This is a genomic window from Micromonospora sp. NBC_00362, from assembly GCF_026342155.1.
Taxonomy (GTDB): Bacteria; Actinomycetota; Actinomycetes; order Mycobacteriales; family Micromonosporaceae; genus Micromonospora; species Micromonospora hortensis.
Genome location: NZ_JAPENH010000001.1, coordinates 6,696,138 through 6,717,566, shown reverse-complemented (window position 1 = coordinate 6,717,566; position 21,429 = coordinate 6,696,138). Strand labels below are relative to the sequence as shown.

The following is a 21,429-nucleotide window of genomic DNA, read 5'->3' as shown; positions in this document are numbered from 1 at the left end:
CCAGTTGCTCAGGGTGATCAAGAGGTTTGCGTCAGGAAAGGGCCTTCGGCTGACGCAAACCTCTTGATCACCGGCCAGTAGGCGAGGCTTAAGGCAGGTGGGTGGGTTAGGGGTTGGGGGTACTTAGGCTGGCGGTGGCGGCGTCTCTGGCGGTTTCGCGGGGCATCAGGCGGCCGGAGCGGTAGCCGATGCCGATGCCGGCGATCAGCACGAAGATCGCGCCGAAGGTCTGCAACGAGCCGATCAGGGCTCCGCCGAGACCGAGCAGCGGTGCGGCGATGATCAGCATGACGCCGTCGCCGAGGCTGAAGGTGCCCGAGCGGGCCACCGCCCATCCGGTGAGGAACCAGCCCGCGCTGTAGAACGTCGCCCCGAGCAGGACCAGCGACCGCGCGGTGGCGCCGAAGACCGGCGTCTGCTCCTCGAATCCCGCGAACGGCAGCATCAGCACGGTGCCGGCGATGCTGACCAGCAGTCCGGCGGCGGCCACCCGGCGGCTGCGGGTCGCGGCCAGCAGCCCGGTGAGGGCCAGCAGCGCGAGCAGGCCGAGCCAGACCGCTGCCACCCAGCCGATCAGGTACACCGCCTGGCCGTCGGCCGGGTAGGGGTCGTTGCCCACCCCTCCGTCGCTGGCCATCGCCACCGCGCCGTAGAGGATGGCGTACGCGGGCAGCAGCCAGACCGCCGCTCGTGCGAACCGACGTACCGAGAAGGCCCAACTGGCGTTCGTGGCGGGGGCGCCCGGGGTCGGCTCGCCGACGAAGGGCAGTACGCCGAAACCGCCACCGCTGCGGCGGGAGCCCAGCGGGCCGACCGGGTCGTGCGCGCCGGGCACCGGGGCCGAGGACCACATCCGATTCGCCGGATCCTTCATGCGTCACCTCGCTCGTCGTCGGGCTGCACCGACGCGCCGGGGCGCCCCGATTGCCTGGTCACCACCCGTCCTAGGACCGATCGTGGCAGGCGTCGGAGCGCCCCATGAGTCTTTCTCGTATTTAGCCGACCGGGCGGCCGGCGTACCGGATCAGCCGCGCTCGCGCTGGTCGGCCGGGTCCTCGGTCAGGCTGGCCGGAGACACCGGCTCCGGTGCCGGCAGCCCCTGCGGCTTGTTGCCGCCGGTGGCCTGCGCCTCGGCGACGCGTACCTCGTCGTGGATCTGCTGAGCGGCGTCCGCCGCGGCCTGCGCCGCCTCCGCGGCCTCGCGCTCCACCTGGCTCGCGTGTTCGGCCGCCTCCGGAGCGGGCAGGTCCCCCACCATCTGGCTCAACCCACCGAGCGCGCCGCCCATCCCCTCCAGGGCCTTGGTCAGCTCGGCCGGAACGATCCAGACCTTGTTGGCGCTGCCCTGGGCGATCTGCGGCAGAGCCTGCAGGTACTGGTAGGCGAGCACCTTCTGGCTCGGGTTGGCCTGGTGGATCGCGTCGAAGACCGTACGGATCGCCTTCGCCTGACCCTCGGCCTGGAGGATCCGAGCCTGCCGGTCACCGTCGGCGCGCAGCACCGCCGACTGCTTGTCACCCTCGGCGGTGAGGATCACCGACTGCTTGTGCCCCTCGGCGGTCAGGATCGCCGCACGGCGGTCCCGCTCGGCGCGCATCTGCTTCTCCATCGAGTCGCGGATGCTGGCCGGCGGCTCGATCGCCTTGATCTCGACCCGGGTCACCTTGATGCCCCAGCGGCCGGTGGTCTCGTCCAGCACACCCGAGAGGTGCCTGTTGATCTCGTCCCGGCTGGTCAGCGCCCGCTCCAGATCGAGCGAACCGATCACGTTACGCAACGTGGTGACGGTCAGCTGCTCGATGGCCTGGAGGAAGCTGGAGATCTCGTAGGTAGCCCGGACCGAGTCGACCACCTTGAAGTAGAGGACCGTGTCGATCGAGACCACCAGGTTGTCCGAGGTGATCACCGGCTGCGGCGGGAAGCTGACCACCTGCTCCCGCATGTCGACCTTGGTACGGACCGCGTCGATGAACGGCACCAACAGGTTGAGGCCGGGGCTGAGGGTGCGCTTGTACTTGCCGAGCCGTTCCACCACGTCCTGGCGTTGCTGCGGAACGATCCGCACCGCCTTGGCCAGCGTTATCACGGCGATCAACGCCACCGCGATCACCACCACCCCGATTAAGGTCATCCCGTTCACCCTCTCGATTCCGGCAGCTCGCCGGAGGAAGAAACATCGTCCTGCCACACCAGGGCGGTCGCGCCCCGGACCTTTATCACCCGAACCCGTTGACCGGGGTCGTAGACCTGCGTCGTGTCGTACGACCGGGCGCTCCACAACTCACCGTCGATCTTGACGAGGCCGTGCTCGGCGTCCACCCGTTCCAGCACCAGCGCCGTGGAGCCCTCGATCGCCTCCACGCCGAACGGCTGCTCACCGCTCTCCAACGCGGAGCGGCGGTGCCGCCGGATGACCGGCCGGACCACCACCAGGCTCAACGCCGACACCACGGCGAAGACCAGCGCCTGCACGGCGACCGGCGCGCCCAGGGCGGCCGCACCGGCGGCGGCGAACGCACCGGCCCCGAACATGATCAGAAATAGCGTCGTCGTGAAAATCTCGGCGACGGCCAGCAGCACACCCAAAACGATCCACACCACGGCGTCCACCCCCCGATCGTGACACGCAAATGCACGCGCGGCCTCCCCACGAAGATCAGTAGGCTCTGCGGGACCCTTTCCGGCCCGTCAAAACACCACGAATCGGCGGCCCGACCCGAGGAGATCCCGTTGACCCTGTTACCCGAGACCGCCCGACAGATCGACACCCGGGCCGCCCAGGCACAGGCCGACGGTCACACCCCGTCGCTGGTGCTGGGCGTGGTCCGCGACGGCACGCTGGCGCACGTGGCAGTCGCCGGCGAACACCCTCGCCCAGATGTCGACCTGCAGTACCGGGTGGGCTCGATCAGCAAGACGATGACCGCCACCCTGATCATGCAGTTGCGCGACGCCGGACGACTGGCCCTGGACGACCGGCTGGAGCAACACCTGCCGGGTACCGGTGTGGGCGCGCTCACAGTACGTCAACTGCTCGGCCACGCCAGCGGCATCCAACGCGAACCCGATGGCGACTGGTGGGAGCGGGCGGCGGGCGTCGACCTCACCACACTGCTCGCCGCTGTCGACGCCGACAAGATCGCCTACCCGTCGCACCGCGCGTACCACTACTCCAACCTGGCGTACGGACTGCTCGGCGGGTTGCTCGAACGGCTCACCGGGACACAGTGGGCCGACCTGCTCGACGAACGGATCCTCACCCCGCTGGGCCTGCGCCGCACCACCTACGCGGCCACCGAGCCGTACGCCCGCGGATACGTCGTCCACCCCTGGCACGGCACGTTGCGTGAGGAACCCCGTACCGACACCGGCGCCATGGCCCCCGCAGGCCAGCTCTGGTCGACGATCGAGGACCTGGGTCGCTGGGCCGCGTTCCTGGCCGACCCGGACCCGTCGGTGCTGGCCGCCGAGACGCTGACCGAGATGTGCGCCCCCGTGGTGATCAGCGACCTCGACTCCTGGACCGGCGGACACGGCCTGGGGCTGGAGCTCTACCGCGACGGCGAGCGCGTGTACGTCGGGCACGGCGGCTCGATGCCCGGGTACGTGGCCGCCCTCATGGTGCACCGGCCCACCCGAACCGCGGTGGTCGGCTTCGCCAACTCGTACGGCTTTCCGATCACCGGGCTCGGCCGCCAACTGCTGACCACAGTGCTGGACACCGAGCCGGCGTTCCCGCAGCCGTGGCTGCCGACCACCGCCGCGCCTGACCCCGAACTCGCCGAGCTGACCGGCCGCTGGTGGTGGATGGGCACGTCGCTGGACCTGAGCTGGGACGCGGGTGACCTGGTGGCCCACGTACGCGGTGAGCGGGTGAGTCGGTTCACCGCCGAGGGGACGGACCGCTGGCGGGGACGCTCCGGCCCGGAGAACGGCGAGATCCTGTCGGTGCTGCGCGACGACGACGGACGGGCGCGAGCGGTCGACATCGCCACGTTCGTCTTCACGCGCAGCCCGGACGAGGTTCCCTGAACCGAACCGCCGCTGGGCGGCCGGAGAACCAGGCGGTCAGGCCGGCTCGGTGACGAAGTCGATGAGGCGCTCCATGGCGTTGATCAGGGGGGTCTCCACGTCGGCGAAGCTGTTCACCCGGGACAGGATGTGCCGCCACATGTCGGCCGGCTCGGCCACCCCGAGGGCCGCGCAGACCCCCTCCTTCCACGGCCGCCCCGGCGGCACCACCGGCCAGGCAGCGATGCCCAACGCGGCCGGCTTGACCGCCTGCCACACGTCCACGTAGGGGTGCCCGGTCACCAGCACGTGCGGCGAGTTCACCCGGGCGACGATCCGGCTCTCCTTGCTGCCCGGCACCAGGTGGTCGACGAGCACGCCGAGTCGTCGGGTCGGGCCGGGGCCGAAGTCGCGTACCTCGGCGTCGAGGGCGTCGATGCCGTCCAACGGCTCGACCACCACGCCCTCGATCCGTAGGTCGTCGCCCCAGATCCGCTCGACCAGCGCGGCGTCGTGGATGCCCTCCACCCAGATTCGGCTGGCCTTCGCCACCTGGGCCCGGACGTTGTCCACGGCGACCGAACCGGACGCGGTCCGCCGACGGGCCGCCGGCACCGGGGCGCGGGTCGGACGGCGCAGCGTCACCGGGCTGCCGTCGAGCAGGAACGCCGCCGGCAGCAGCGGGAAGTTGCGCCGTCTACCGTGCCGGTCCTCCAACACCACAGCGCCGGCCTCGAAGCCCACCACCGCTCCGCAGAACCCGGAGTCGGCGTCCTCGACCACGAGATCCGGTTCGGCGTCCACCTCGGGGGTGACCTTGCGCCGTCGCCAGTCGCCCGCCAACACGTCCTCGCCGTATCGCCCCGCCATGTCGATCACGCTAAACCCAGCCCGCGCCCACCCGGGCCCCCGACACACCGCTCCGCCCTCCGACCGCCGACCACACACCCGCGCCAGGGAGCGGGGATTGGGGCGAACAGGGCAGTTGGGGGCAGGCCGGGCGACCGGAGCGGCAGCCGAGACAGGGCCGGTCGTGACCACGTACCCTTTCGGCATGTCCACCCCCGCAACGGGCGCGGCCACACTCGCGCCGCGCCGGTCCAGCCGGTTCGTTGCCTGGGTGCGCGCGTGGCGCGCCGGGTTGGTGCCCTACGACGAGGTCGCCGACGCCATCGCCGGCGACGAGGAACACCTCGTTGCGGACGCCCCGGGCACCTGGACCGACGTGCCGCTGGGCGCCGCGCTGCCCACCCTGGCCAAGCTCTCCCCGGACGAGATCCGCCTGGTGCTGCCCGCGCCGGGCGACCCGAGGGGTTTGCCCGGCCCCGGCGACTTCGCCGGTGCGGCGCTGGTCACTGGCGAGGCGGTGGTCGCCGGCGGGCTCGGGTTGATCCCCCAGGTGCGGCTGCACACCTCCGGCTCCGGGGACTGTTTCGAGACGGTGCTCTGGCGGGTCTACCCGCTGCCGGCCAACGCCGCCGCCGCGTCACTCTCGTTGCCCGGCGCCGCCGAGGCGGAGGCCGAGTTGGCCGCCGCGCTGGCCGAGACGACCGCCGTGCTGACCCGCCTCGACGTCGCCCAGTGGCGGCCCGAGTTGGCCGGCGCGCTGGCCGCGCTCCGCCGCCCGGACGGCACCACCGACCTCCCACCGGGCTTCGACCCGCGGGCCCGCCGGCTCTTCGCCCGGGCCGCGGTGCTCGACCGGGTGCTGGCGTTGGCCGGGCACGCCGCCCCGGGCGGCGCGATCAACAACTACGAGGCACAGCAACGGGACGCGGCACTACGGCCGCTCACCGCTGCCTGCCGGCAGGCGCTGGTGGCCGCCTGCAACGCCCCCCTGCGCCCCTGACCAGACCGCGCCACGGCACCGCCACAAGCGCCACGGCACCGCCACAAGCGCCACGGCACCGCCCCGCCGCCCATGATCGTGCTCGATCCAGGTTGTAGTGGCCTGCTACGGGACGGTGACCACTACAACCTGGTTACAGCGCGATCATCAGCGCCGGCGCGGCGCGATCAAGCAAGCACCGCCCGACCAGCGCCGCCCGACCAGCGCCGCCCCGACCAGCGCCGGCACCACACGGCCGCGCGGCGGGCCGAGGGCCGAGGGGACGAGGGACGAGGGGCGACCGGGGCTGGTCAGATCTCGTCGAGCAGGTCCGCCACCGAGTTGATGATCCGCGACGGGCGGTACGGGTAGCGCTCCGCCTCGGTGCGGCTGCTGATCCCGGTGAGCACCAGGATCGTCTCCAGCCCAGCCTCCAGGCCACACAGGATGTCGGTGTCCATCCGGTCACCGATCATCGCGGTGCTCTCCGAGTGCGCGTTGATGGTGTTCAGCGCCGAGCGCATCATCATCGGGTTGGGCTTGCCGACGAAGTACGGTTCGACCCCTGTCGCCTTGGAGATCATGGCGGCTACCGAGCCGGCGGCGGGTAGCGCGCCCTCCACGGACGGGCCGGTCACGTCGGGGTTGGTGCAGATGAACCGGGCGCCGTCGTTGATCAGGCGGACGGCTTTGGTGATCGCCTCGAAGCTGTAGGTGCGGGTCTCGCCGAGCACCACATAGTCGGGGGCGAAGTCGGTCAGCACGTAACCGACGGCGTGCAGCGCCGTGGTCAGTCCGGCCTCACCGATGACGTACGCGGTGCCACCCGGCCGCTGGTCGGCGAGGAACTGGCCGGTGGCCAGGGCGGAGGACCAGATCGACTCCTCCGGCACGTCCAGCCCCATCCGGCTGAGCCGGGCCGTCAGGTCCCGAGGTGTGTAGATCGAGTTGTTGGTCAGCACCAGGAACGGCTTGCCGGAGGCGCGCATCCGGTTGATGAACTCCGGCGCGCCGGGCACCGGCTGGCCCTCGTGCACCAGCACGCCGTCCATGTCGGTCAGCCAACTCTGCACGGGCTTACGGTCATGCATGATGATCCTCAGAGGTCAGGGGCGAGGGGTCGGCACGCAACAGACGGTGGGGCAGGTGTCCCACAAGGGCAGCTCGCCCAGGCGGCGACGCAGCTGCGCGCCGTCCGGGTCGGTCCGCTCGGTGACCAGCTCACGCACCATGGTCACGAAGCGCGGGTCGGTGCCCGGCGTGCCGGCCCGGACGAAGTCCAGGCCGAGCTGCTTCGCCGTCTCCAGCGCTTCGGTGTCCAGGTCCCACACGACCTCCAGGTGATCGGAGACGAACCCGATCGGGCTGACCACCACACCGGTGGTGCCGCCCTGCGCGAGGGCGGCCAGGTGGTCGTTGATGTCCGGTTCCAGCCACGGCACCTGCGGCGGGCCGGAGCGGCTCTGCCAGACCAGGTCGTACGCCAGGTCGGGTGCGGCGGCCGCGGCGACGAGCCGGGCGGTCTCGTGTAGCTGCGCCTCGTACCGGCCGCCGTGCGGGCCGGCGTTCGCCGCCATCGAGGTGGGGATGGAGTGGGCGGTGAAGACCAGCCGGGTGGTGTCCCGCTTCGCCGGGTCGAGCTGGCCCAGCGCCGCCCTGACGGCGTCGACGTGCGGCTCGACGAAGCCGGGGTGGTCCCAGAACTGACGCAGCTTCTCGATCACCGGGGCGTCCGGGCCGACCGCGGCACGGGCTGCGGCGATGTCCTCCTGGTACTGCCGGCAGGACGAGTAGCCGCCGTACGCGCTGGTGACGAAGGCCAACGCCCGGGTGATCCCGTCGTCGCGCATCTGGGTCACGGTGTCGGCGAGCATCGGGTCCCAGTTGCGGTTGCCCCAGTAGATGGGCAGGTCGACACCGTGCGCGTCGAAGTCGGCGCGGACGGCGGCCAGCAGGTCACGGCACTGCTGGTTGATCGGGGACACCCCACCGAAGTGCTGGTAGTGCTCGGCGACCTCGACCAGTCGTTCGGGAGGCACACCCCGGCCCCGGGTCACGTTCTGCAGAAACGGCATCACGTCCTCGGGCCGCTCGGGACCGCCGAAGGACACCAGCACCACCGCGTCGTACGACATGGGGTCATTCTTGCCCCTCGGCCGGGACGTCCCGGCGACGCCCCCTGGTCCGGACGCGTAGATCACGCGGACGGTGACCAGGGAGCGTCACGGCACAGCGTCAGGAGCCGATGGCGTGGTAGCCGCCGTCGACGTGGACGATCTCGCCGGTGGTGGCCGGGAACCAGTCGGAGAGCAGCGCCAGGCAGGCCCGCGCGGCGGGCTCCTGGTCGGTGAGGCTCCAGCCCAGCGGGGCACGCTCGGCCCAGGCGTCCTCGAACTGGTCGAAGCCGGGGATCGACTTCGCGGCGATGGTGCGCAGCGGCCCGGCGGCGACCAGGTTGCTGCGGATGCCCTGCTTGCCCAGGTGCATGGCGAGGTAGCGGGACGCGGACTCCAGGCCGGCCTTGGCCACGCCCATCCAGTCGTAGACCGGCCACGCCTTCGTCGCGTCGAAGGTCAGGCCGACCACCGCGCCGCCGGGCGACATCAGTGGCAGCGCCGCCATGGCCAGCGACTTGTACGAGAAGGTGGAGACGTGCAGGGCGGTCGCCACGTCCTCCCAGGGCGCGTCGAGGAAGCCGCCGCCGAGGCAGCTCTGCGGGGCGAAGCCGATCGAGTGCACGACACCGTCGAGGCCGTCGACGTGCTCGCGTACCCGGTCGGCGAGGCCGGCCAGATGCTCGGTGTTGGTGACGTCCACCTCGATGACCGGCGCCGGCTCGGGCAGCCGCTTGGCGATCCGCTCGACCAGGGAGAGCCGGCCGTAGCCGGTGAGCACGACCTGCGCGCCATTTTCCTGAGCGAGCTTCGCCACCGAGAAGGCGATCGAGGCGTCGGTGATGACACCGGTGACGAGCAGTCGCTTACCGGCGAGCAGTCCGGACATCGCTGATTTCCTCCGTAGTCAAAAGGGTTAGTGGCCCATGCCGAGGCCGCCGTCGACCGGGATGACGGCGCCGGAGACGTACCCGGCGCTGTCCGAGGCCAGCCAGGTGACCACGGCGGCGACCTCGTCCGGGCTGGCCATCCGGCCCGCCGGGATGGACTTGAGGATCTCCGCCTTGCGGTCGCCGGTGAGGCCGGCGGTCATGTCGGTGTCGATGAAGCCGGGCGCCACCACGTTCGCGGTGATGTTGCGGCTGCCCAGCTCCCGGGTGATCGAGCGGGCGACGCCGACAAGGCCGGCCTTGCTGGCGGCGTAGTTGACCTGCCCGGCGCCACCGGCGAGGCCGACCACCGAGGAGATGAAGATCATCCGGCCCCACTTGGCGCGGAGCATCTTGCCGGACGCCCGCTTCGCGACCCGGAACGCGCCGGTGAGGTTGGTGTTCACCACGTCGGTGAACTGCTCCTCGGTCATGCGCAGCAGCAGCGTGTCGGCGGTCATGCCGGCGTTGGCGACCAGCACCTCGACCGGACCCAGCTCGGCCTCGACGGCGGCGAACGCGGCGTCGATCGAGGCGGCGTCGGTGACGTCGGCGCGGACGCCGAACAGCCCGTCGGGCGCCTCGCCGCTGCGGTGGGTGACCGCCACCCGGTCGCCCTGCTTGGCGAAGGCCTGCGCGATGGCCAGGCCGATTCCCCGGTTGCCCCCGGTCACCAGCACGGTACGGGCCACTGTTCCCCCTTGCGAATGGTCAGCACGGACGCGTCGGAGCCTAGGCGTTACCGGCAGGTAAGCGCTAACGGGAGTCGCGTCACACTGGGGTACGACACCGGGATCAACCCCTGGTGGCACGCCTCGTGGCGGGGTGGGCCCGTAGCCTGCGGATGGTGAACCGGCATCCGATCGCGGTGGCAGTGCGGGCCCTGCGGCAGACAGTGCTCGGGCCCGACGTCCGGCCCGAACGGCCGCTGCTGGCGCGTTGGCCCGGGCCGGCCCGCTACGCCGCGCCGGCCGGCCTGCTCGCCGCGCTCGGCCTCTTCCTGATCACGTTGACGGTGGAGAGCGACTGGGGCCTGCCGCCACCGATCGCGCTGCTGTTCGCGGCGATGACGGTGGCGCCGCTGCTGGCGCTGCCCCGGCGTCCACTGCTGGCCTGGCGGCTGACGGTGCTGGCCCTGCTGGTCTGCACGTTCAACGCCCCGGACGACCAGGCCTGGCCGTGGACCCCGCCGCTGGCGCTCGGGTCGGTCGCGGTGCTGGCGGTGGTCGTCGCACGGGTCGATCGACCGGTGCTGGTCTGGGTGGTGGCGATCAGCACCGTGCCGGTGCTCACCCTGGTCCACCCCGACAACCGGGTCCCCGTTCTGCTGCTGGTCGGCGCGCTGGCGATCGTCGGCGACCTGATCCGGCGCAACCGGCTGTCCCGGCACGCCCTCGACGCGCAGGCCGAGCTGAGCGAACGGGAGCAGGAGCGCCGCGCGGTGCTGGAGGAACGCACCCGAATCGCCCGGGAGCTGCACGACGTGGTGGCCCACCACATGTCGCTCATCGCGGTGCAGGCGGAAACCGCCCCGTACCGGCTGACGGACGTGCCGGCCCCGGCAGCCGCGGAGTTCGTCGCCATCGCCGCGTCGGCCCGCGACGCGCTCACCGACATGCGGCGGCTACTGGGGGTGCTGCGCAGCGAGACGAGCGGGCCGCAGACCGCGCCGCAGCCGGACCTGACCGACCTGGGCGCGATGGTGGACGCGGCACGCCGGGCCGGGCTGCCGGTCACAGTGGACGCCGAGCCGGTGGACGACGACCGGGTGCCCGCGCCGGTCGGACTGGCCGCGTACCGCATCGTGCAGGAGGGCCTGGCCAACGCGGCCCGCCACGCGGCCGGCGCCGCGGTGCGGGTCACCGTCCGCGCCGGCCGGTCCGGTCTGGGGGTACGCGTCGAAAACTCCCCGGCCGACGTCCGACCGACCGCCGACGGCGGCTCCGGGCACGGGCTGACCGGCATGCGGGAGCGGGCCACCTCGCTGGGCGGTACGTTCACCGCCGGGCCGCTGCCCGACGGGGGTTACGCGGTGGCGGCCGAGTTGCCGTACGACGCGGAGGGCGGGGACCGATGATCCGGGTGCTGATCGCCGACGACCAGGCGATGGTCCGGCAGGGTTTCGGCGCGCTGCTCGCCGCCCAACCGGATCTGCTGGTGGTGGGGGACGCCGCCGACGGCGCGCAGGCGGTGGCCGCCGCCCGCCACCTCGACCCGGACGTGGTGCTGATGGACGTGCGGATGCCGGTCATGGACGGGCTGGAGGCCACCCGCAAGCTGCTCGGTGACCGGTCGACGCAGCGACCCCGGGTGCTCATCCTCACCACCTTCGACCTGGACGACTACGTGTACGAGGCGTTGCGCGCCGGGGCCAGCGGGTTCCTGCTCAAGGACGCCCCGGCGGCCGACCTGGTGCAGGCGGTGCGGGTGGTGGCGGCCGGCGACGCGCTGCTCGCCCCGGGGGTCACCCGCCGGCTGATCGCCGAGTTCGCGAACCGTCCGGACCGCCGCCGCCCGCGCCCCACCGACCTGGCCGGGCTCACCCCGCGCGAGACCGAGGTGCTGCGGTTGATCGCCCGGGGCCGCAACAACGCGGAGATCGCTGGTGACCTGGTGGTGGCCGAGCAGACAGTGAAGACGCACGTCGGGCGGATCCTGGCCAAGTTGGGTCTGCGCGACCGGGCCCAGGCAGTGGTGCTGGCGTACGAGACGGGTCTGGTGGCCGCCGGCGAGTAGCCCCGTGGAGCCAGCCCGGCAACGGCTCTGCGGGCTGACGACCGGGCCCCGCCCCTGGGCGCACTCTCCCTCCGGACGACATTCCGGAGGGAGACCGTGATGCGACGACGAGGTGCCAGCCGGGTGGCGATGGCCGCGCTGCTCGGCGTGAACCTGGTTCTGCCGACCCGACCCGAGCCGGCCACGGCGGCCGGGTTCGTCGAGGCGTACCCAGTGATGGCGGTGGCGATGCGCGCGGCCGGCCCCCCGTACGCGGACTGGGCTGCCGACGGACGCCGGTTCCTGCTGTTCGACGAGCGCGGTGATGGCCGCGCTGTCGAGGTTTTCGGCGACCTCGCCGACGCGGACCGGATCGCGGTGCTGGTGCCGGGGGTCGGCAGCACCCTCGCCGACTTCGACAGGGGGTTGGGCGGGGTGGCCCGGCGGGCGCCGGCGGTGCAGGCTGGGCAGCTCTACCGGGAACTGCTGGCGACCGACCCGGCGGCGCGGGTCGCGGTGCTGGCCTGGCTCGGCTACGACCCGCCCGACGGGGTGTTGACCGCCGCCGGTGGCGTCAGCGCGCGGCGCGGCGCGGCCGGGCTGGCCGCACTGCTGAGGGAGCTGGCCGAGCGGCGTCCGGCGGCGACGATCACGCTGGTCGGGCACAGCTACGGGTCGCTGGTGGTGTCGCTGGCGGCGGCGGACGCCCCGACCCAGGTCACCGACGTGGTCAGCCTCGGCGGCGTCGGCGCCGGGGTGCAGCGCGCCGACGACCTGCCCGGCGGGCGGCGGTTCTGGGCGGCCGAGGCGCCGTCCGACTGGATCCGTCGGGTACCGCCGGTGCGGCTGCCCGGCCTGGGTTTCGGCCGGCGACCCGGCGACCCGGCGTTCGGCGCCCGAGCGCTGCCGGTGGGTGGGGTGGCGGGGCACGACGGCTACCTCGCGCCGGGCAGCGCCGCGCTGGTAGCGGTGGCGGCTGTCGTGCTGGGCGGCGTCGACACCGACCGGATCGGGGACGCCCGGTGAGCCGGGACCGTGCCGTCGACGCGCTGCGGGCGTACGCCATCGGCGGTGTGGTGCTGGGGCACTGGCTGGTCACCGGGTTGGTGCTGGCCGGAGACGGCGGGCTGCACCAGGCGAGTCCGCTGACCGCTCTGCCCGACCTGGCCCCGGTGACCTGGGTGTTGCAGACGCTCGGGTTGTTCTTCTTCACCGCCGGGTTCGGCTCGACCCGGTCGCTGGCCCGCTACCCCGGCGGCGCGGGCGGTTGGCTGGCCGGGCGGCTGCGCCGGCTGCTGCTGCCCACCGTGGCGCTGCTCGGTGTCGGTGCCGCGGTGCTGCTCGCCGCCACAGTCGTCGGCACCTCGGACGACACGCTCGCCGTCGCGCTGCGGCTGGCGGTCAGCCCGCTGTGGTTCCTGCTACCGCTGGTGGTCCTGGTCGCGCTGACCGGCCCGCTACGCGTCGCCGTACGCCGGTGGGGGGTGGCGCGGTGCGGGGCGCCGGCGGTGGTCGTGGTGGCCGCTGTCGACCTGGCCGTCCGGCTGCTGCCGGCCGGCACCGACCTGCCCCCGGTCACCGTACTGGCGGCCTGGTCGGTGCCGTACCTGCTGGGTGTGGCGCACGCCGACGGGCGGCTGGACGGCCGGCGGGCGGGCGGCACGTTGGCGGCCGGTGGGGCGGTCGCGCTGGCGGCGCTGCTGGCGCTGGGCTACCCGGTGAGCGCGGTCGGCGTGCCCGGGGCCGGGGTGTCCAACCTGAATCCACCGTCGCTGCTGGTCGTGGCGCTGGCGGTGACCCAGGTCGGGCTGGGACTGCTCGCCCGGCCGGCACTGCACCGGCTGCTGACCCGGCCGCTGCCGGGCCGGGCGGTGACCGATGTGAACCGCTCCGCCGTCCGGATCTACCTGTGGCACCAGCCGGTACTGGTGGCGGTGACAGCGCTCACCGCCCGCGGCGGGCTGGCAGTGCCCGGTCTGCACACCGCCCCGGACGGCCCGGGGTGGGTGCTGGCGCGCTGCTGCTGGCTGCCGCTGCTCGCCGTGGTGCTGGTCAGTGTGGTGCGGGTGGGGCAGCCGCGCTCGTCACCCGAAGGCGTACGTGCTGGTGGCGAGCGGCGTCGCCAACCGGGCGGTGGAGGGGTCGCCAGCCGGTCGGCCGAGTGCGTTCCGTCGGCACCGCAGGTGTACGATCATCGACGTTCCGGCCCGCCCGACTTGCAGGAGGTGATCGCTGTGCGAGATAGCGATCCTCCCAGTCGTGGCCGGGCCGATGGTCAGTCCCGCTGAGCCACGACTCAGTCTGGTGAGCTGACCCCGCTCCGCTCCGCTCCCCACCACCTCGGCGCCTGCCGAGGTGAGTGTGCCGCGCCGCCCGATCCCGGGCGGTCGCCGGGAGCCGCCCGGTCACGACTTCGTGTGCGCGTCCCCACCCCCTGCGGTCCGCCCCCGCACGCGGACCGTCCAGCCGCCACCCGGAGCCGTCATGAGCCGCTACGTCGCCCCGCTGGGCTTCACCCTCGCCGCCGTCTGGGTGGCCATCGTCTTCGTGCTCGCCGGTGGCGGTCACTGACCGCTCCGGGCCGTCCGCGGTCGCCGACCGCTGGCTGACGCTGCCTCGTGCTGGTGCCGGCGGCGGTCGTCGCCCGCCGCCGGCGCACCGGTTCACAGCATCCGGGACGACCAGAGCAGACTGAACGCGCCCGCGCAGAGCGCCAGCAGCAACGCCACCCCGGCGTACCACTGGGTCACCTCCCGCGGCTCGGTGCGGAACCCGATCGAGCTGCCCATGTCCTGATAGACCTGCTTCAGCTCGCTCACCGAGGCCGCCTCGTAGAAGTAACCCTCGGTGGTCTCGGCCAGCTCGGCGAGGGCCAACCGGTCCACCGGCACCCGCTGCAACTGCCCGCCGATGTCGACCTGGCCGGTGTCGGTGCCGAAGGCGATGGTGGAGACCGGAACGTTCGCTGCCTGCGCGGCTGCCGCCGCCTCCTCCACCGCCCGACCGGAGGTCCGGAAGCCGTCGGAGAGCAGCACGATCCGTGCCGGCGGAATGCCCGCCGCGCCGTCGGTCGGCACCGACCGGATCGCCTCCAGGCAGGTGAACACCGCCTCACCGGTCGCTGTCGCCTCGGCCAGCACCAGCCCGTCGATGGCGCTGGTCACCGCGTCCCGGTCCTTGCCCGGCGGCACCAGCACGTTGGCCGCCTTGGCGAACGACACGAGACCCAGGTTGTAGCTCTCCGGCAGCTCACTGACGAACTGCTTGGCCGCCTCCTGGGCCGCCTCCAGCCGATTCGGCGCCACATCGTCGGCCTGCATCGACAACGACACGTCGATGGCGAGCATCACTGTGGCCCGCTCCAGCGGCTCCTTGGTGTCCACGGCGGGACGGGCCAGCGCGGTGGCCAGCACCAGCAGGCAGAGCAGGAACGCGGTCGCCGGGACGTGCCGACGCCAGCCCAGGCCCTTCGGCGCGACAGTACGCAGCAGGTCCACATTGGTGAACCGCATCGCATACGCCCGACGGTGCAACTGCCGCCAGACGTAGAACGCGGCGAGGGCGAAGACCGGCAGCACAGCCAGCAGCCACCACGGTTGCAGAAAACGGATCATCGTGTCGTCCCCCTGGTACGCGCGTGCCGCTGCGCGGCCACGAATCGCACCATGTCCAGCAGCCAGTCTCGGTCGGTACGCAGACGCAGGTGGGCCGCGCCAGCGCCGCGCAGGGCGGCGGCGATAGCGGCCCGTTGGGCGGTGGCGGCCTCGGCGTAGCGCTGCCGCAGCCGCGGGTCGGCGGTCTGCACCTCGTGCAGCTCACCGCTCTCCGGGTCGACCACCGGCAACACGCCCACGTCGGGCAGCTCCAGCTCACGCGGATCGACCACCTCGATCGCCAGCACGTCGTGGCGGACGCGCAGCTTGCGCATCGGCCGCGCCCACTGCTCGGCCGGCGCGAGGAAGTCCGAGACCACCACTGCCACCCCACGACGACGGGGCGGACGGTTGAGCATCTCGATCAGGGCGCCCAGATCACCACGGCCGGGCTGGATGGCGGTGCCGGCGACGGCACGCAGCAGGCCCTGCGCCTCCTTGCGCCCGGAGCGGGCCGGCAGCCGGGTGAGCACCCCGGGGCCGGCCGACGGTGGTCCGCCCCGCCACCGTCGCGCCGGCGCGGACGCCCCGCCACCGGTACCGATCACGGCGCCGATCCGGTTGCCCCCGCGCACTGTCAGGTGGGTGATGGCGGCCGCGGCGGCCACCACTACCTCCCGCTTGAGCCACTGACCGGTCCCGAAGTCGAGGCTGGCGGAGAGGTCCAGCGCGAGCCAGGTCTCCAGCTCCCGGTCGGCGACCGTACGCCGCACGTGCGGTGTGGTGGTCCGGGCCGTGACCGGCCAGTCCATCCGGCGCACGTCGTCGCCGGGGCGGTACTCCCGGGACTCACCCGCCTCACTGCCCGGTCCGGGCAGCAGGCCGGCGTAGTCGCCCTGCAGCAGACCGTCGAGCTTACGGGTGACGAGCAGCTGAAGCCGGGACAGCACGGCCTCGCTACGGTCGCCGAGGGGGGCCGGACGAGGGGTGGGTGAGGTCACGGGCGCTGCCCGGGCCAGCCAGCGCCCGGCGGCGGCGCGATCGACGGCGGAGTGGCCTGCTGCCGGGGAGCGACCGCCGGGAGCGGGATCGTCGACATCACCCGCTGCACGATGTGGTCGGCGGGTACGTCGTCGGCGAGCGCGTCGTAGCTGAGCACCAACCGGTGCCGCAGGATGTCCGGTGCGATGTCCTGCACGTCCTGCGGCAGCGCGTAGTCACGCCCACGCAGCAGCGCCAGGGCGCGGGTGGCCCGGACCAGACCGAGCGAGGCACGCGGGCTGGCCCCGTACTGGATCAGTTGCGCGACGTCGGGCATGCCGTGCTCGGCCGGGGCCCGGGTGGCCAGCACCAAGCGGACCGCGTAGTCGACCAGCGCGTTGTGGACGAAGACCTGGTCCGCCTTGCGTTGCAGGGCGATCAGCTCCGGGGTGTCGAACACCGCTGTCGGCTCGGGCGCGGCCACGCCCATCCGGTAGACGATCTCCCGTTCCTCCGCGTCGGTCGGATAGCCCACCACGATCTTCATGAGGAACCGGTCCCGCTGCGCCTCCGGCAGCGGGTAGACACCCTCCTGCTCGATCGGGTTCTGGGTGGCCATCACCAGGAACGGGTCCGGCACCCGGTGGCTCTCCCCACCGATGGACACCTGCCGCTCGCTCATGACCTCCAGCAGCGCGGACTGCACCTTCGCCGGTGCCCGGTTGATCTCGTCGGCGAGCAGGAAGTTGACGAAGACCGGGCCCAACTCGACGTCGAACTTCTCGCTCGACTGCCGGTAGATCCGGGTGCCCATGATGTCGGCGGGCACCAGGTCCGGGGTGAACTGGACCCGGGCGAAGGACCCACCGACGACCTTGGCGAGGGTCTCCACCGCCAGGGTCTTGGCCACCCCGGGCACGCCTTCGAGCAGGCAGTGACCGCGGGCGAGCAGCGCGACGAACATCCGCTCCACCATCCGGTCCTGCCCGACGATCACACGTTTGATCTCGAACAGGCCCTTCTCCAGCAGGGTGGCGTCCTGCGCGGGTGTGGTCACCGGGGCAGGTGCCGCTCCGTTCGGCGTCGGGGCGTCGGGCATGGTCGGCTGGGCCACCGGTCCTCCACAGCGTTTGTCGGTCGTCGCGGCTCGTGCGGTATCAAGACTCGCACGCCTTGCTGAGTGTCGAGGTGGGGAGAAGCCGATTTTGACAGCGCCGTCCCCAGCGGCCGATTCACGCATCGCGGGTGTGCACGGACCGGCCCGCCGCGTGTACGATTCACCCCGTCGCCGGGCGGCTCCCCCCGTGGTCGCCCGGCGCTCAAACTTTCCATCCCGCCGCCCTAGACTGGCCGGGATGAGCATCCCCTCCCCCACCGACGAGGCCCTGATCTGTTCGGCCCGGGGCTGCCGGTCCGCCGCCGTCTGGGCGCTGGAGTGGAACAATCCCCGCCTGCACGACGCCGATCGGCGCAAGACCTGGTTGGCCTGCGACTCCCACCGGGGCAGCCTCGGTGACTTCCTCGACGCTCGAGGCTTCCTGCGTGCCGTCACTCCGGTGCCCGGATCGCCTACGCTCGACCTGTGAGCGGCGACCCTCCGGCTTCCCCCGGCCCCACCTCCCCGTCCTGGCCGCCCACCCCGGCCACCGCACCGCCCGGCGTCGACCCGCCGCCCGGCGCGTTCCCGGCACCCGGCACGCTCGGCCCGGAGCCCACCGCGCCGGATGTCTCGACGCCCGCCCCGCTGCCACCGGGCGCGCTGCCGCCCGGTCACCGGCCGGCACCAGCCGCCGACCACCGCGCTCCCGACCTGCCCCCGCCCGGCCTCCTGCCGCCCGACCCCGGCGCGCTGCTGACGGCTGCGCCGGCTGGTCGGGGTCCGCTGGAGCCCTGGCCGGACACTGTCACCTGGCAGCCGATCTCCACTGACCTGATCTGGGTGGAGCTGATCCGGCTGGCGATCGTGGTCGCCGTCGGGCTGGCGGTGACCGGTGTCGGCTGGGCGCTCAGCGGTCACTGGTTGTTCGGGCTCGCCGTGGCCGTCGTGCTGGTGCTCGGCGCGTGGCGGGCCGTCGCGATCGTCCGCGCGGTCCGCGCCTGGGGGTACGCCGAGCGGGAGAACGACCTGCTGGTCCGGCACGGGCTGCTGGTCCGCCGGCTCTCCATCGTGCCGTACTCGCGGATGCAGTTCGTCGACGTGAGCGCCGGGCCGTTGGAGCGCGCCTTCGACCTGGCCACCGTGCAGTTGCACACCGCGGCGGCGGCGAGCGACGCCCGGGTGCCCGGGCTACGTCCGGCGGAGGCGTCCCGGCTGCGCGATCGACTCACAGCGCTCGGCGAGGACCGGGCGGAGGGGCTGTGAGCGCCCGCGCGGGCAGCCGCCGGCCGCGCCGAGGGCCGCTCCGATGAGCGACGGGCCCGCCGAGCCGAGCACCGTGCCACCCACCGGCCCGACGCCACCGGGGCCGGCGCTGCCCGCTGACTCGGCATTCGCTGGCGCGGCAGCGCCTGGGCCGGTGCCGACCGGCGTGGCACCTGGTGGGCCGGTGCCGCCCGGCACGCCCGCGCCGTGGCCGGCACCACCGGGCGGCGGCGAGGGCGAGCCCCGGCAACGACTGCACCCGCTCAGCCCGGTGCTGCACGGCGCCAAGTCCCTGGTCGTGGTGATCGCCGGGCTGTCCTGGTCGACGCTGTCCCGGGTGGGCTTCGGCTGGTTCGCCGCCATGGTGGCGGTGCTGGCGCTCGGCGCGACAGTGCTGTCGGTGATCAGCTGGTACAACACTGGCTACCACGTCGTCGGCCGGGAACTACGGGTGTACGAGGGGCTGCTCTGGCGGCGTACCCGGGCCATCCCGTTGGAACGGTTGCAGGCCGTGGAGGTGGTCCGGCCGCTGCTCGCCCAGCTCACCGGCCTGGCCGAGCTGCGCCTGGAAGTGGTCGGCGGTGGCAAGACCGAGGCGCCACTGGCGTACCTCGGGGTGGCCGACGCGGCACTGTTGCGCGAGCGCCTGCTGGCGCTGGCCGGGCGGGTGGCGCAGCAGCCCGCGCCCGGCGACGCGGCGACCCCGGTGGCCCCGGGTGCGACGGCGCCACCGGCTGCCGTGCCGGGCCGGCCACTGCACGCGGTACGCAACCAGAACCTGCTGATCAGCCAACTACTCACCCCGCAGGCGTTCCTGCTCCCGTTCGGTGTGGCCTTCGTCGTGGTGCAGTTCCTCACCGCCGGTTCGTGGTCGTTCGTCGCGGTGGCGAGCACCCTGACCGCGATGGCGGGTGTGCTGCTGCAACCGATCCGCCGGGTCCTCGACGACTGGAACTTCCGGCTGGCCCGCGACGGCGGCACGCTGCGGGTGCACAACGGCCTGCTGGAGACACGGGCGCAGACCGTGCCCCTGGAGCGGGTGCAGACCGTGCGGGCCACCTGGCCGTTGCTGTGGCGGATGAAGGGCTGGCTGCGGCTACGGCTGGAGGTGGCCGGTTACTCCGTCGCGGAGGCCGACGACCGCAACCGGCCCGATCGGCTGCTGCCGGTCGGCGACCTGCCGACGGCGACGATGATCGTCGCCGAGGTGCTACCCGGGGTACGCCTCGACACGCTCACGCTGAGCCCGCCGCCGCACCGCACCCGTTGGTTGCACCCGCTGGGCCGTACCGCGTTCGGCGCGGGGCTGTTCGAGCGGGTGTTCGCCACCCGGTCCGGGCGGCTCACCCGGCAGTTGGTGATCGTGCCGTACGCCCGGATCCAAAGCGTGCGAGTGGTCCAGGGGCCCATCCAGCGCCGGCTGGGGTTGGCCTCCGTACACGCGGACACCGCAGGGGGTTCCGGCGCCACCGCCCAGGACCGCGATCTGGCAGAGGCCTGGGCCCTGGCAGCCGAGCTGACCACGAGAGCACACCAGGCCCGCACCCAATCCTGACCCCCACCCACCCCACCCACTCCCCCGCGCGCCGCTCCCCCCGCGCGCCCCACTCCTCCCTGCGTTGATCATGAAGTTGTTGCCCCGACACGCCGCGCGGGAGGGCAATAACTTCATGATCACCGGGCCGGAGCCTGGGGGCCGGAGCCCGGGGGCCGGGGTGGGGTCAGTGGTCGGCGGGGACCGCGGGGTGGGTGGTGGTGGTGTCTGGTTCCCGTGGCGTTGGGGGCTCGGGTTGGCCGGGCGGGGGGTCGGTGGGCGTCGGTGGAAGTTCCGTGGCCGGTTCCGACTTGGCGCTCGGGTGCCGGACGCGCCACGCTGCCCAGCCGCGCTCCGCCAGACCGACCACCAGGAAGGTCAGCCCCACGTAGGCCCAGCCGACCAGCACGTCGATCACGTAGTGCTCACCCGAGTAGACCAGGGTGAAGGTCATCGCCAGCGGGTACGCGAGCAGCAGCGGCCACCAGCGACGACGGGTGGCGGTCAGGAAGAACAACACCACGAACAACGCCCACGCCGTGTGCAGCGACGGCATGGCGGCGACCGGGTTGGAGGCGATCTGACCGGCGTTGAGGACGTTTCCGGCGCCGTGCATGCCGAACGCCTTCCAACCCCGTGTCGAGATCCGGGCGACCTCGGTGAGCAGGCCGTTCTGCGCCGCCCACCAGGGCGGGGCGGCCGGGTAGATGAAGTAGGTCACCAGGCCGGCCGCGCAGAGGAAACCCCACCGCCTCATGTACGCGGCCCAGCGGTGCCGGTCGCGCAGCCAGAGCACAGCGGCGGCGGCCAGCGCCACCACGAAGTGGGAGAAGTACACCCAGCTCGCCGCGACATCCCACCAGTGCACCTGCGGGTGGTAGAAGTGCTGCTGCAACCAGACGGTGGGCACCTCACCCCCGGTGGCCCAGCCGAACATGAACCGGTCGGCGACGATCAACTCCATCGCGTGCGGCGTGGCCCCGTTGTCGGCGAACCCGCGCGAGAGGTTGTAGATCACGAACAGCAGCACCACCGGCACCCAGTCCCGGGCGAAGCGCAGGTGGCTACGCCACGGCCGTTCGCTGTTCCAGGCGATGGTCGCGAGCCAGATCCAGACGAAGGCGTACGCGGGATCGGTGGGCAGCCCGATGCCCAGCCACGCACCGACGAAGGCGACCGCCCAGACGGTCATGGCGACGACGCGCCGACGACCCCCGTCCGGGGACGCGGGCGGGTCGGTCCGGGCGGGGGGCTGGGGGTCAGTCACGACGGCCATCGTGGTCAAGGTTAACGACGGGTACGGCATCGACGGACGGGGACCACCCGTTGCACGTCGGGGGTGGTCGCGTCCGGATCGTCGGG

General features: G+C 72.8%; 22 protein-coding genes. 10 read left to right on the top strand and 12 right to left on the bottom strand.

Annotated elements, in window-relative coordinates; translation table 11 throughout:
- Nucleotides 1–106: 106 nt before the first annotated feature.
- From OG992_RS31065 to OG992_RS31055, 3 genes are all read right to left on the bottom strand, one after another.
- Complete coding sequence (locus OG992_RS31065) at nucleotides 107–874, bottom strand: hypothetical protein (protein ID WP_266304994.1); 768 nt, start codon at nucleotides 872–874, stop codon at nucleotides 107–109.
- A gap of 150 nt (nucleotides 875–1,024) precedes the next feature.
- The gene (locus tag OG992_RS31060; RefSeq protein ID WP_238682619.1) at nucleotides 1,025–2,131 is read right to left on the bottom strand and encodes an SPFH domain-containing protein; all 1,107 of its coding nucleotides are present in this window, start codon (nucleotides 2,129–2,131) and stop codon (nucleotides 1,025–1,027) included.
- Between the two features lie 5 nt (nucleotides 2,132–2,136).
- Nucleotides 2,137–2,610, bottom strand: a complete 474-nt coding sequence (locus OG992_RS31055) for an NfeD family protein (RefSeq protein ID WP_238682620.1) — start codon at nucleotides 2,608–2,610, stop codon at nucleotides 2,137–2,139.
- Between the two features lie 120 nt (nucleotides 2,611–2,730).
- Between OG992_RS31055 and OG992_RS31050 the strand changes: the two genes are divergently transcribed.
- Nucleotides 2,731–4,032: a serine hydrolase gene (locus tag OG992_RS31050; RefSeq protein WP_266304993.1), complete on the top strand. Its 1,302-nt coding sequence runs from the start codon at nucleotides 2,731–2,733 to the stop codon at nucleotides 4,030–4,032.
- Nucleotides 4,033–4,068: 36 nt separating this feature from the next.
- Here OG992_RS31050 and OG992_RS31045 read toward each other — a convergent pair whose 3' ends face one another.
- Nucleotides 4,069–4,881, bottom strand: a complete 813-nt coding sequence (locus OG992_RS31045) for a DUF3097 domain-containing protein (RefSeq protein ID WP_238682622.1) — start codon at nucleotides 4,879–4,881, stop codon at nucleotides 4,069–4,071.
- 184 nt (nucleotides 4,882–5,065) lie between these two features.
- Between OG992_RS31045 and OG992_RS31040 the strand changes: the two genes are divergently transcribed.
- Nucleotides 5,066–5,860 (top strand): hypothetical protein, encoded by a 795-nt coding sequence (locus tag OG992_RS31040; protein WP_091403871.1) that lies wholly within the window; start codon nucleotides 5,066–5,068, stop codon nucleotides 5,858–5,860.
- A gap of 290 nt (nucleotides 5,861–6,150) precedes the next feature.
- Here OG992_RS31040 and OG992_RS31035 read toward each other — a convergent pair whose 3' ends face one another.
- From OG992_RS31035 to fabG, 4 genes are all read right to left on the bottom strand, one after another.
- On the bottom strand, nucleotides 6,151–6,930 hold the full coding sequence (locus tag OG992_RS31035) for an HAD-IIA family hydrolase (protein ID WP_091403868.1): 780 nt from the start codon (nucleotides 6,928–6,930) through the stop codon (nucleotides 6,151–6,153).
- A 15-nt stretch (nucleotides 6,931–6,945) separates the two neighbouring features.
- On the bottom strand, nucleotides 6,946–7,974 hold the full coding sequence (locus OG992_RS31030) for a ferrochelatase (protein ID WP_266304992.1): 1,029 nt from the start codon (nucleotides 7,972–7,974) through the stop codon (nucleotides 6,946–6,948).
- 100 nt (nucleotides 7,975–8,074) lie between these two features.
- Entirely contained in the window at nucleotides 8,075–8,842 is a 768-nt protein-coding gene (fabI, locus tag OG992_RS31025) for an enoyl-ACP reductase FabI (protein WP_238682148.1), read from the bottom strand.
- 27 nt (nucleotides 8,843–8,869) lie between these two features.
- The gene (fabG, locus tag OG992_RS31020) at nucleotides 8,870–9,574 is read right to left on the bottom strand and encodes a 3-oxoacyl-ACP reductase FabG (protein WP_238682624.1); all 705 of its coding nucleotides are present in this window, start codon (nucleotides 9,572–9,574) and stop codon (nucleotides 8,870–8,872) included.
- Between the two features lie 155 nt (nucleotides 9,575–9,729).
- Here fabG and OG992_RS31015 point away from each other — a divergent pair, with 155 nt between their 5' ends.
- From OG992_RS31015 to OG992_RS30995, 5 genes are all read left to right on the top strand, one after another.
- Nucleotides 9,730–10,959, top strand: coding sequence for a sensor histidine kinase (locus tag OG992_RS31015; RefSeq protein WP_266304991.1), 1,230 nt, complete (start codon nucleotides 9,730–9,732; stop codon nucleotides 10,957–10,959).
- Complete coding sequence (locus OG992_RS31010) at nucleotides 10,956–11,618, top strand: response regulator transcription factor (protein WP_238682145.1); 663 nt, start codon at nucleotides 10,956–10,958, stop codon at nucleotides 11,616–11,618. Before OG992_RS31015 ends, OG992_RS31010 begins: the two co-directional genes overlap by 4 nt.
- Nucleotides 11,619–11,717: 99 nt before the next feature.
- Nucleotides 11,718–12,623, top strand: a complete 906-nt coding sequence (locus tag OG992_RS31005; RefSeq protein ID WP_266304990.1) for an alpha/beta hydrolase — start codon at nucleotides 11,718–11,720, stop codon at nucleotides 12,621–12,623.
- On the top strand, nucleotides 12,620–13,885 hold the full coding sequence (locus tag OG992_RS31000) for an acyltransferase family protein (protein ID WP_266304989.1): 1,266 nt from the start codon (nucleotides 12,620–12,622) through the stop codon (nucleotides 13,883–13,885). Before OG992_RS31005 ends, OG992_RS31000 begins: the two co-directional genes overlap by 4 nt.
- Before the next feature lie 67 nt (nucleotides 13,886–13,952).
- The gene (locus tag OG992_RS30995; RefSeq protein WP_196925116.1) at nucleotides 13,953–14,168 is read left to right on the top strand and encodes a hypothetical protein; all 216 of its coding nucleotides are present in this window, start codon (nucleotides 13,953–13,955) and stop codon (nucleotides 14,166–14,168) included.
- A gap of 92 nt (nucleotides 14,169–14,260) precedes the next feature.
- On the opposite strand, the gene OG992_RS30990 is transcribed toward OG992_RS30995, so the two are convergent.
- The 3 genes from OG992_RS30990 to OG992_RS30980 are packed head-to-tail and all read right to left on the bottom strand — an operon-like array spanning nucleotide 14,261 to nucleotide 17,285.
- Nucleotides 14,261–15,211, bottom strand: a complete 951-nt coding sequence (locus OG992_RS30990) for a VWA domain-containing protein (RefSeq protein WP_091403838.1) — start codon at nucleotides 15,209–15,211, stop codon at nucleotides 14,261–14,263.
- Nucleotides 15,208–16,209 (bottom strand): DUF58 domain-containing protein, encoded by a 1,002-nt coding sequence (locus OG992_RS30985; RefSeq protein WP_266305306.1) that lies wholly within the window; start codon nucleotides 16,207–16,209, stop codon nucleotides 15,208–15,210. The genes OG992_RS30990 and OG992_RS30985 overlap by 4 nt, the downstream gene beginning before the upstream one ends.
- Nucleotides 16,188–17,285: a MoxR family ATPase gene (locus tag OG992_RS30980; protein WP_196924350.1), complete on the bottom strand. Its 1,098-nt coding sequence runs from the start codon at nucleotides 17,283–17,285 to the stop codon at nucleotides 16,188–16,190. Before OG992_RS30980 ends, OG992_RS30985 begins: the two co-directional genes overlap by 22 nt.
- Nucleotides 17,286–17,526: 241 nt before the next feature.
- Between OG992_RS30980 and OG992_RS30975 the strand changes: the two genes are divergently transcribed.
- The 3 genes from OG992_RS30975 (at nucleotide 17,527) to OG992_RS30965 (ending at nucleotide 20,088) form a co-directional block, all read left to right on the top strand.
- Nucleotides 17,527–17,757, top strand: coding sequence for a hypothetical protein (locus tag OG992_RS30975; RefSeq protein WP_238682628.1), 231 nt, complete (start codon nucleotides 17,527–17,529; stop codon nucleotides 17,755–17,757).
- Nucleotides 17,758–17,999: 242 nt separating this feature from the next.
- Nucleotides 18,000–18,533 (top strand): PH domain-containing protein, encoded by a 534-nt coding sequence (locus OG992_RS30970; RefSeq protein WP_266305305.1) that lies wholly within the window; start codon nucleotides 18,000–18,002, stop codon nucleotides 18,531–18,533.
- A gap of 43 nt (nucleotides 18,534–18,576) precedes the next feature.
- Nucleotides 18,577–20,088, top strand: a complete 1,512-nt coding sequence (locus OG992_RS30965; protein ID WP_266304988.1) for a PH domain-containing protein — start codon at nucleotides 18,577–18,579, stop codon at nucleotides 20,086–20,088.
- 166 nt (nucleotides 20,089–20,254) lie between these two features.
- Here the strand turns inward: OG992_RS30965 and OG992_RS30960 are convergent, their stop codons facing one another.
- On the bottom strand, nucleotides 20,255–21,343 hold the full coding sequence (locus OG992_RS30960) for a phosphatase PAP2 family protein (protein WP_266304987.1): 1,089 nt from the start codon (nucleotides 21,341–21,343) through the stop codon (nucleotides 20,255–20,257).
- Nucleotides 21,344–21,429: the final 86 nt, after the last annotated feature.

What these genes read in the sequence shown, in the direction of transcription:
- OG992_RS31065 (WP_266304994.1), bottom strand. Translation starts at nt 874, where the DNA reads ATGAAGGATCCGGCGAATCGGATGTGGTCCTCGGCCCCGGTGCCCGGC.
- OG992_RS31060 (WP_238682619.1), bottom strand. Translation starts at nt 2,131, where the DNA reads ATGACCTTAATCGGGGTGGTGGTGATCGCGGTGGCGTTGATCGCCGTG.
- OG992_RS31045 (WP_238682622.1), bottom strand. Translation starts at nt 4,881, where the DNA reads ATGGCGGGGCGATACGGCGAGGACGTGTTGGCGGGCGACTGGCGACGG.
- OG992_RS31040 (WP_091403871.1), top strand. Translation starts at nt 5,066, where the DNA reads ATGTCCACCCCCGCAACGGGCGCGGCCACACTCGCGCCGCGCCGGTCC.
- OG992_RS31035 (WP_091403868.1), bottom strand. Translation starts at nt 6,930, where the DNA reads ATGCATGACCGTAAGCCCGTGCAGAGTTGGCTGACCGACATGGACGGC.
- OG992_RS31030 (WP_266304992.1), bottom strand. Translation starts at nt 7,974, where the DNA reads ATGTCGTACGACGCGGTGGTGCTGGTGTCCTTCGGCGGTCCCGAGCGG.
- fabI (WP_238682148.1), bottom strand. Translation starts at nt 8,842, where the DNA reads ATGTCCGGACTGCTCGCCGGTAAGCGACTGCTCGTCACCGGTGTCATC.
- OG992_RS31010 (WP_238682145.1), top strand. Translation starts at nt 10,956, where the DNA reads ATGATCCGGGTGCTGATCGCCGACGACCAGGCGATGGTCCGGCAGGGT.
- OG992_RS31005 (WP_266304990.1), top strand. Translation starts at nt 11,718, where the DNA reads ATGCGACGACGAGGTGCCAGCCGGGTGGCGATGGCCGCGCTGCTCGGC.
- OG992_RS30990 (WP_091403838.1), bottom strand. Translation starts at nt 15,211, where the DNA reads ATGATCCGTTTTCTGCAACCGTGGTGGCTGCTGGCTGTGCTGCCGGTC.
- OG992_RS30975 (WP_238682628.1), top strand. Translation starts at nt 17,527, where the DNA reads ATGAGCATCCCCTCCCCCACCGACGAGGCCCTGATCTGTTCGGCCCGG.
- OG992_RS30965 (WP_266304988.1), top strand. Translation starts at nt 18,577, where the DNA reads ATGAGCGACGGGCCCGCCGAGCCGAGCACCGTGCCACCCACCGGCCCG.
- OG992_RS30960 (WP_266304987.1), bottom strand. Translation starts at nt 21,343, where the DNA reads ATGGCCGTCGTGACTGACCCCCAGCCCCCCGCCCGGACCGACCCGCCC.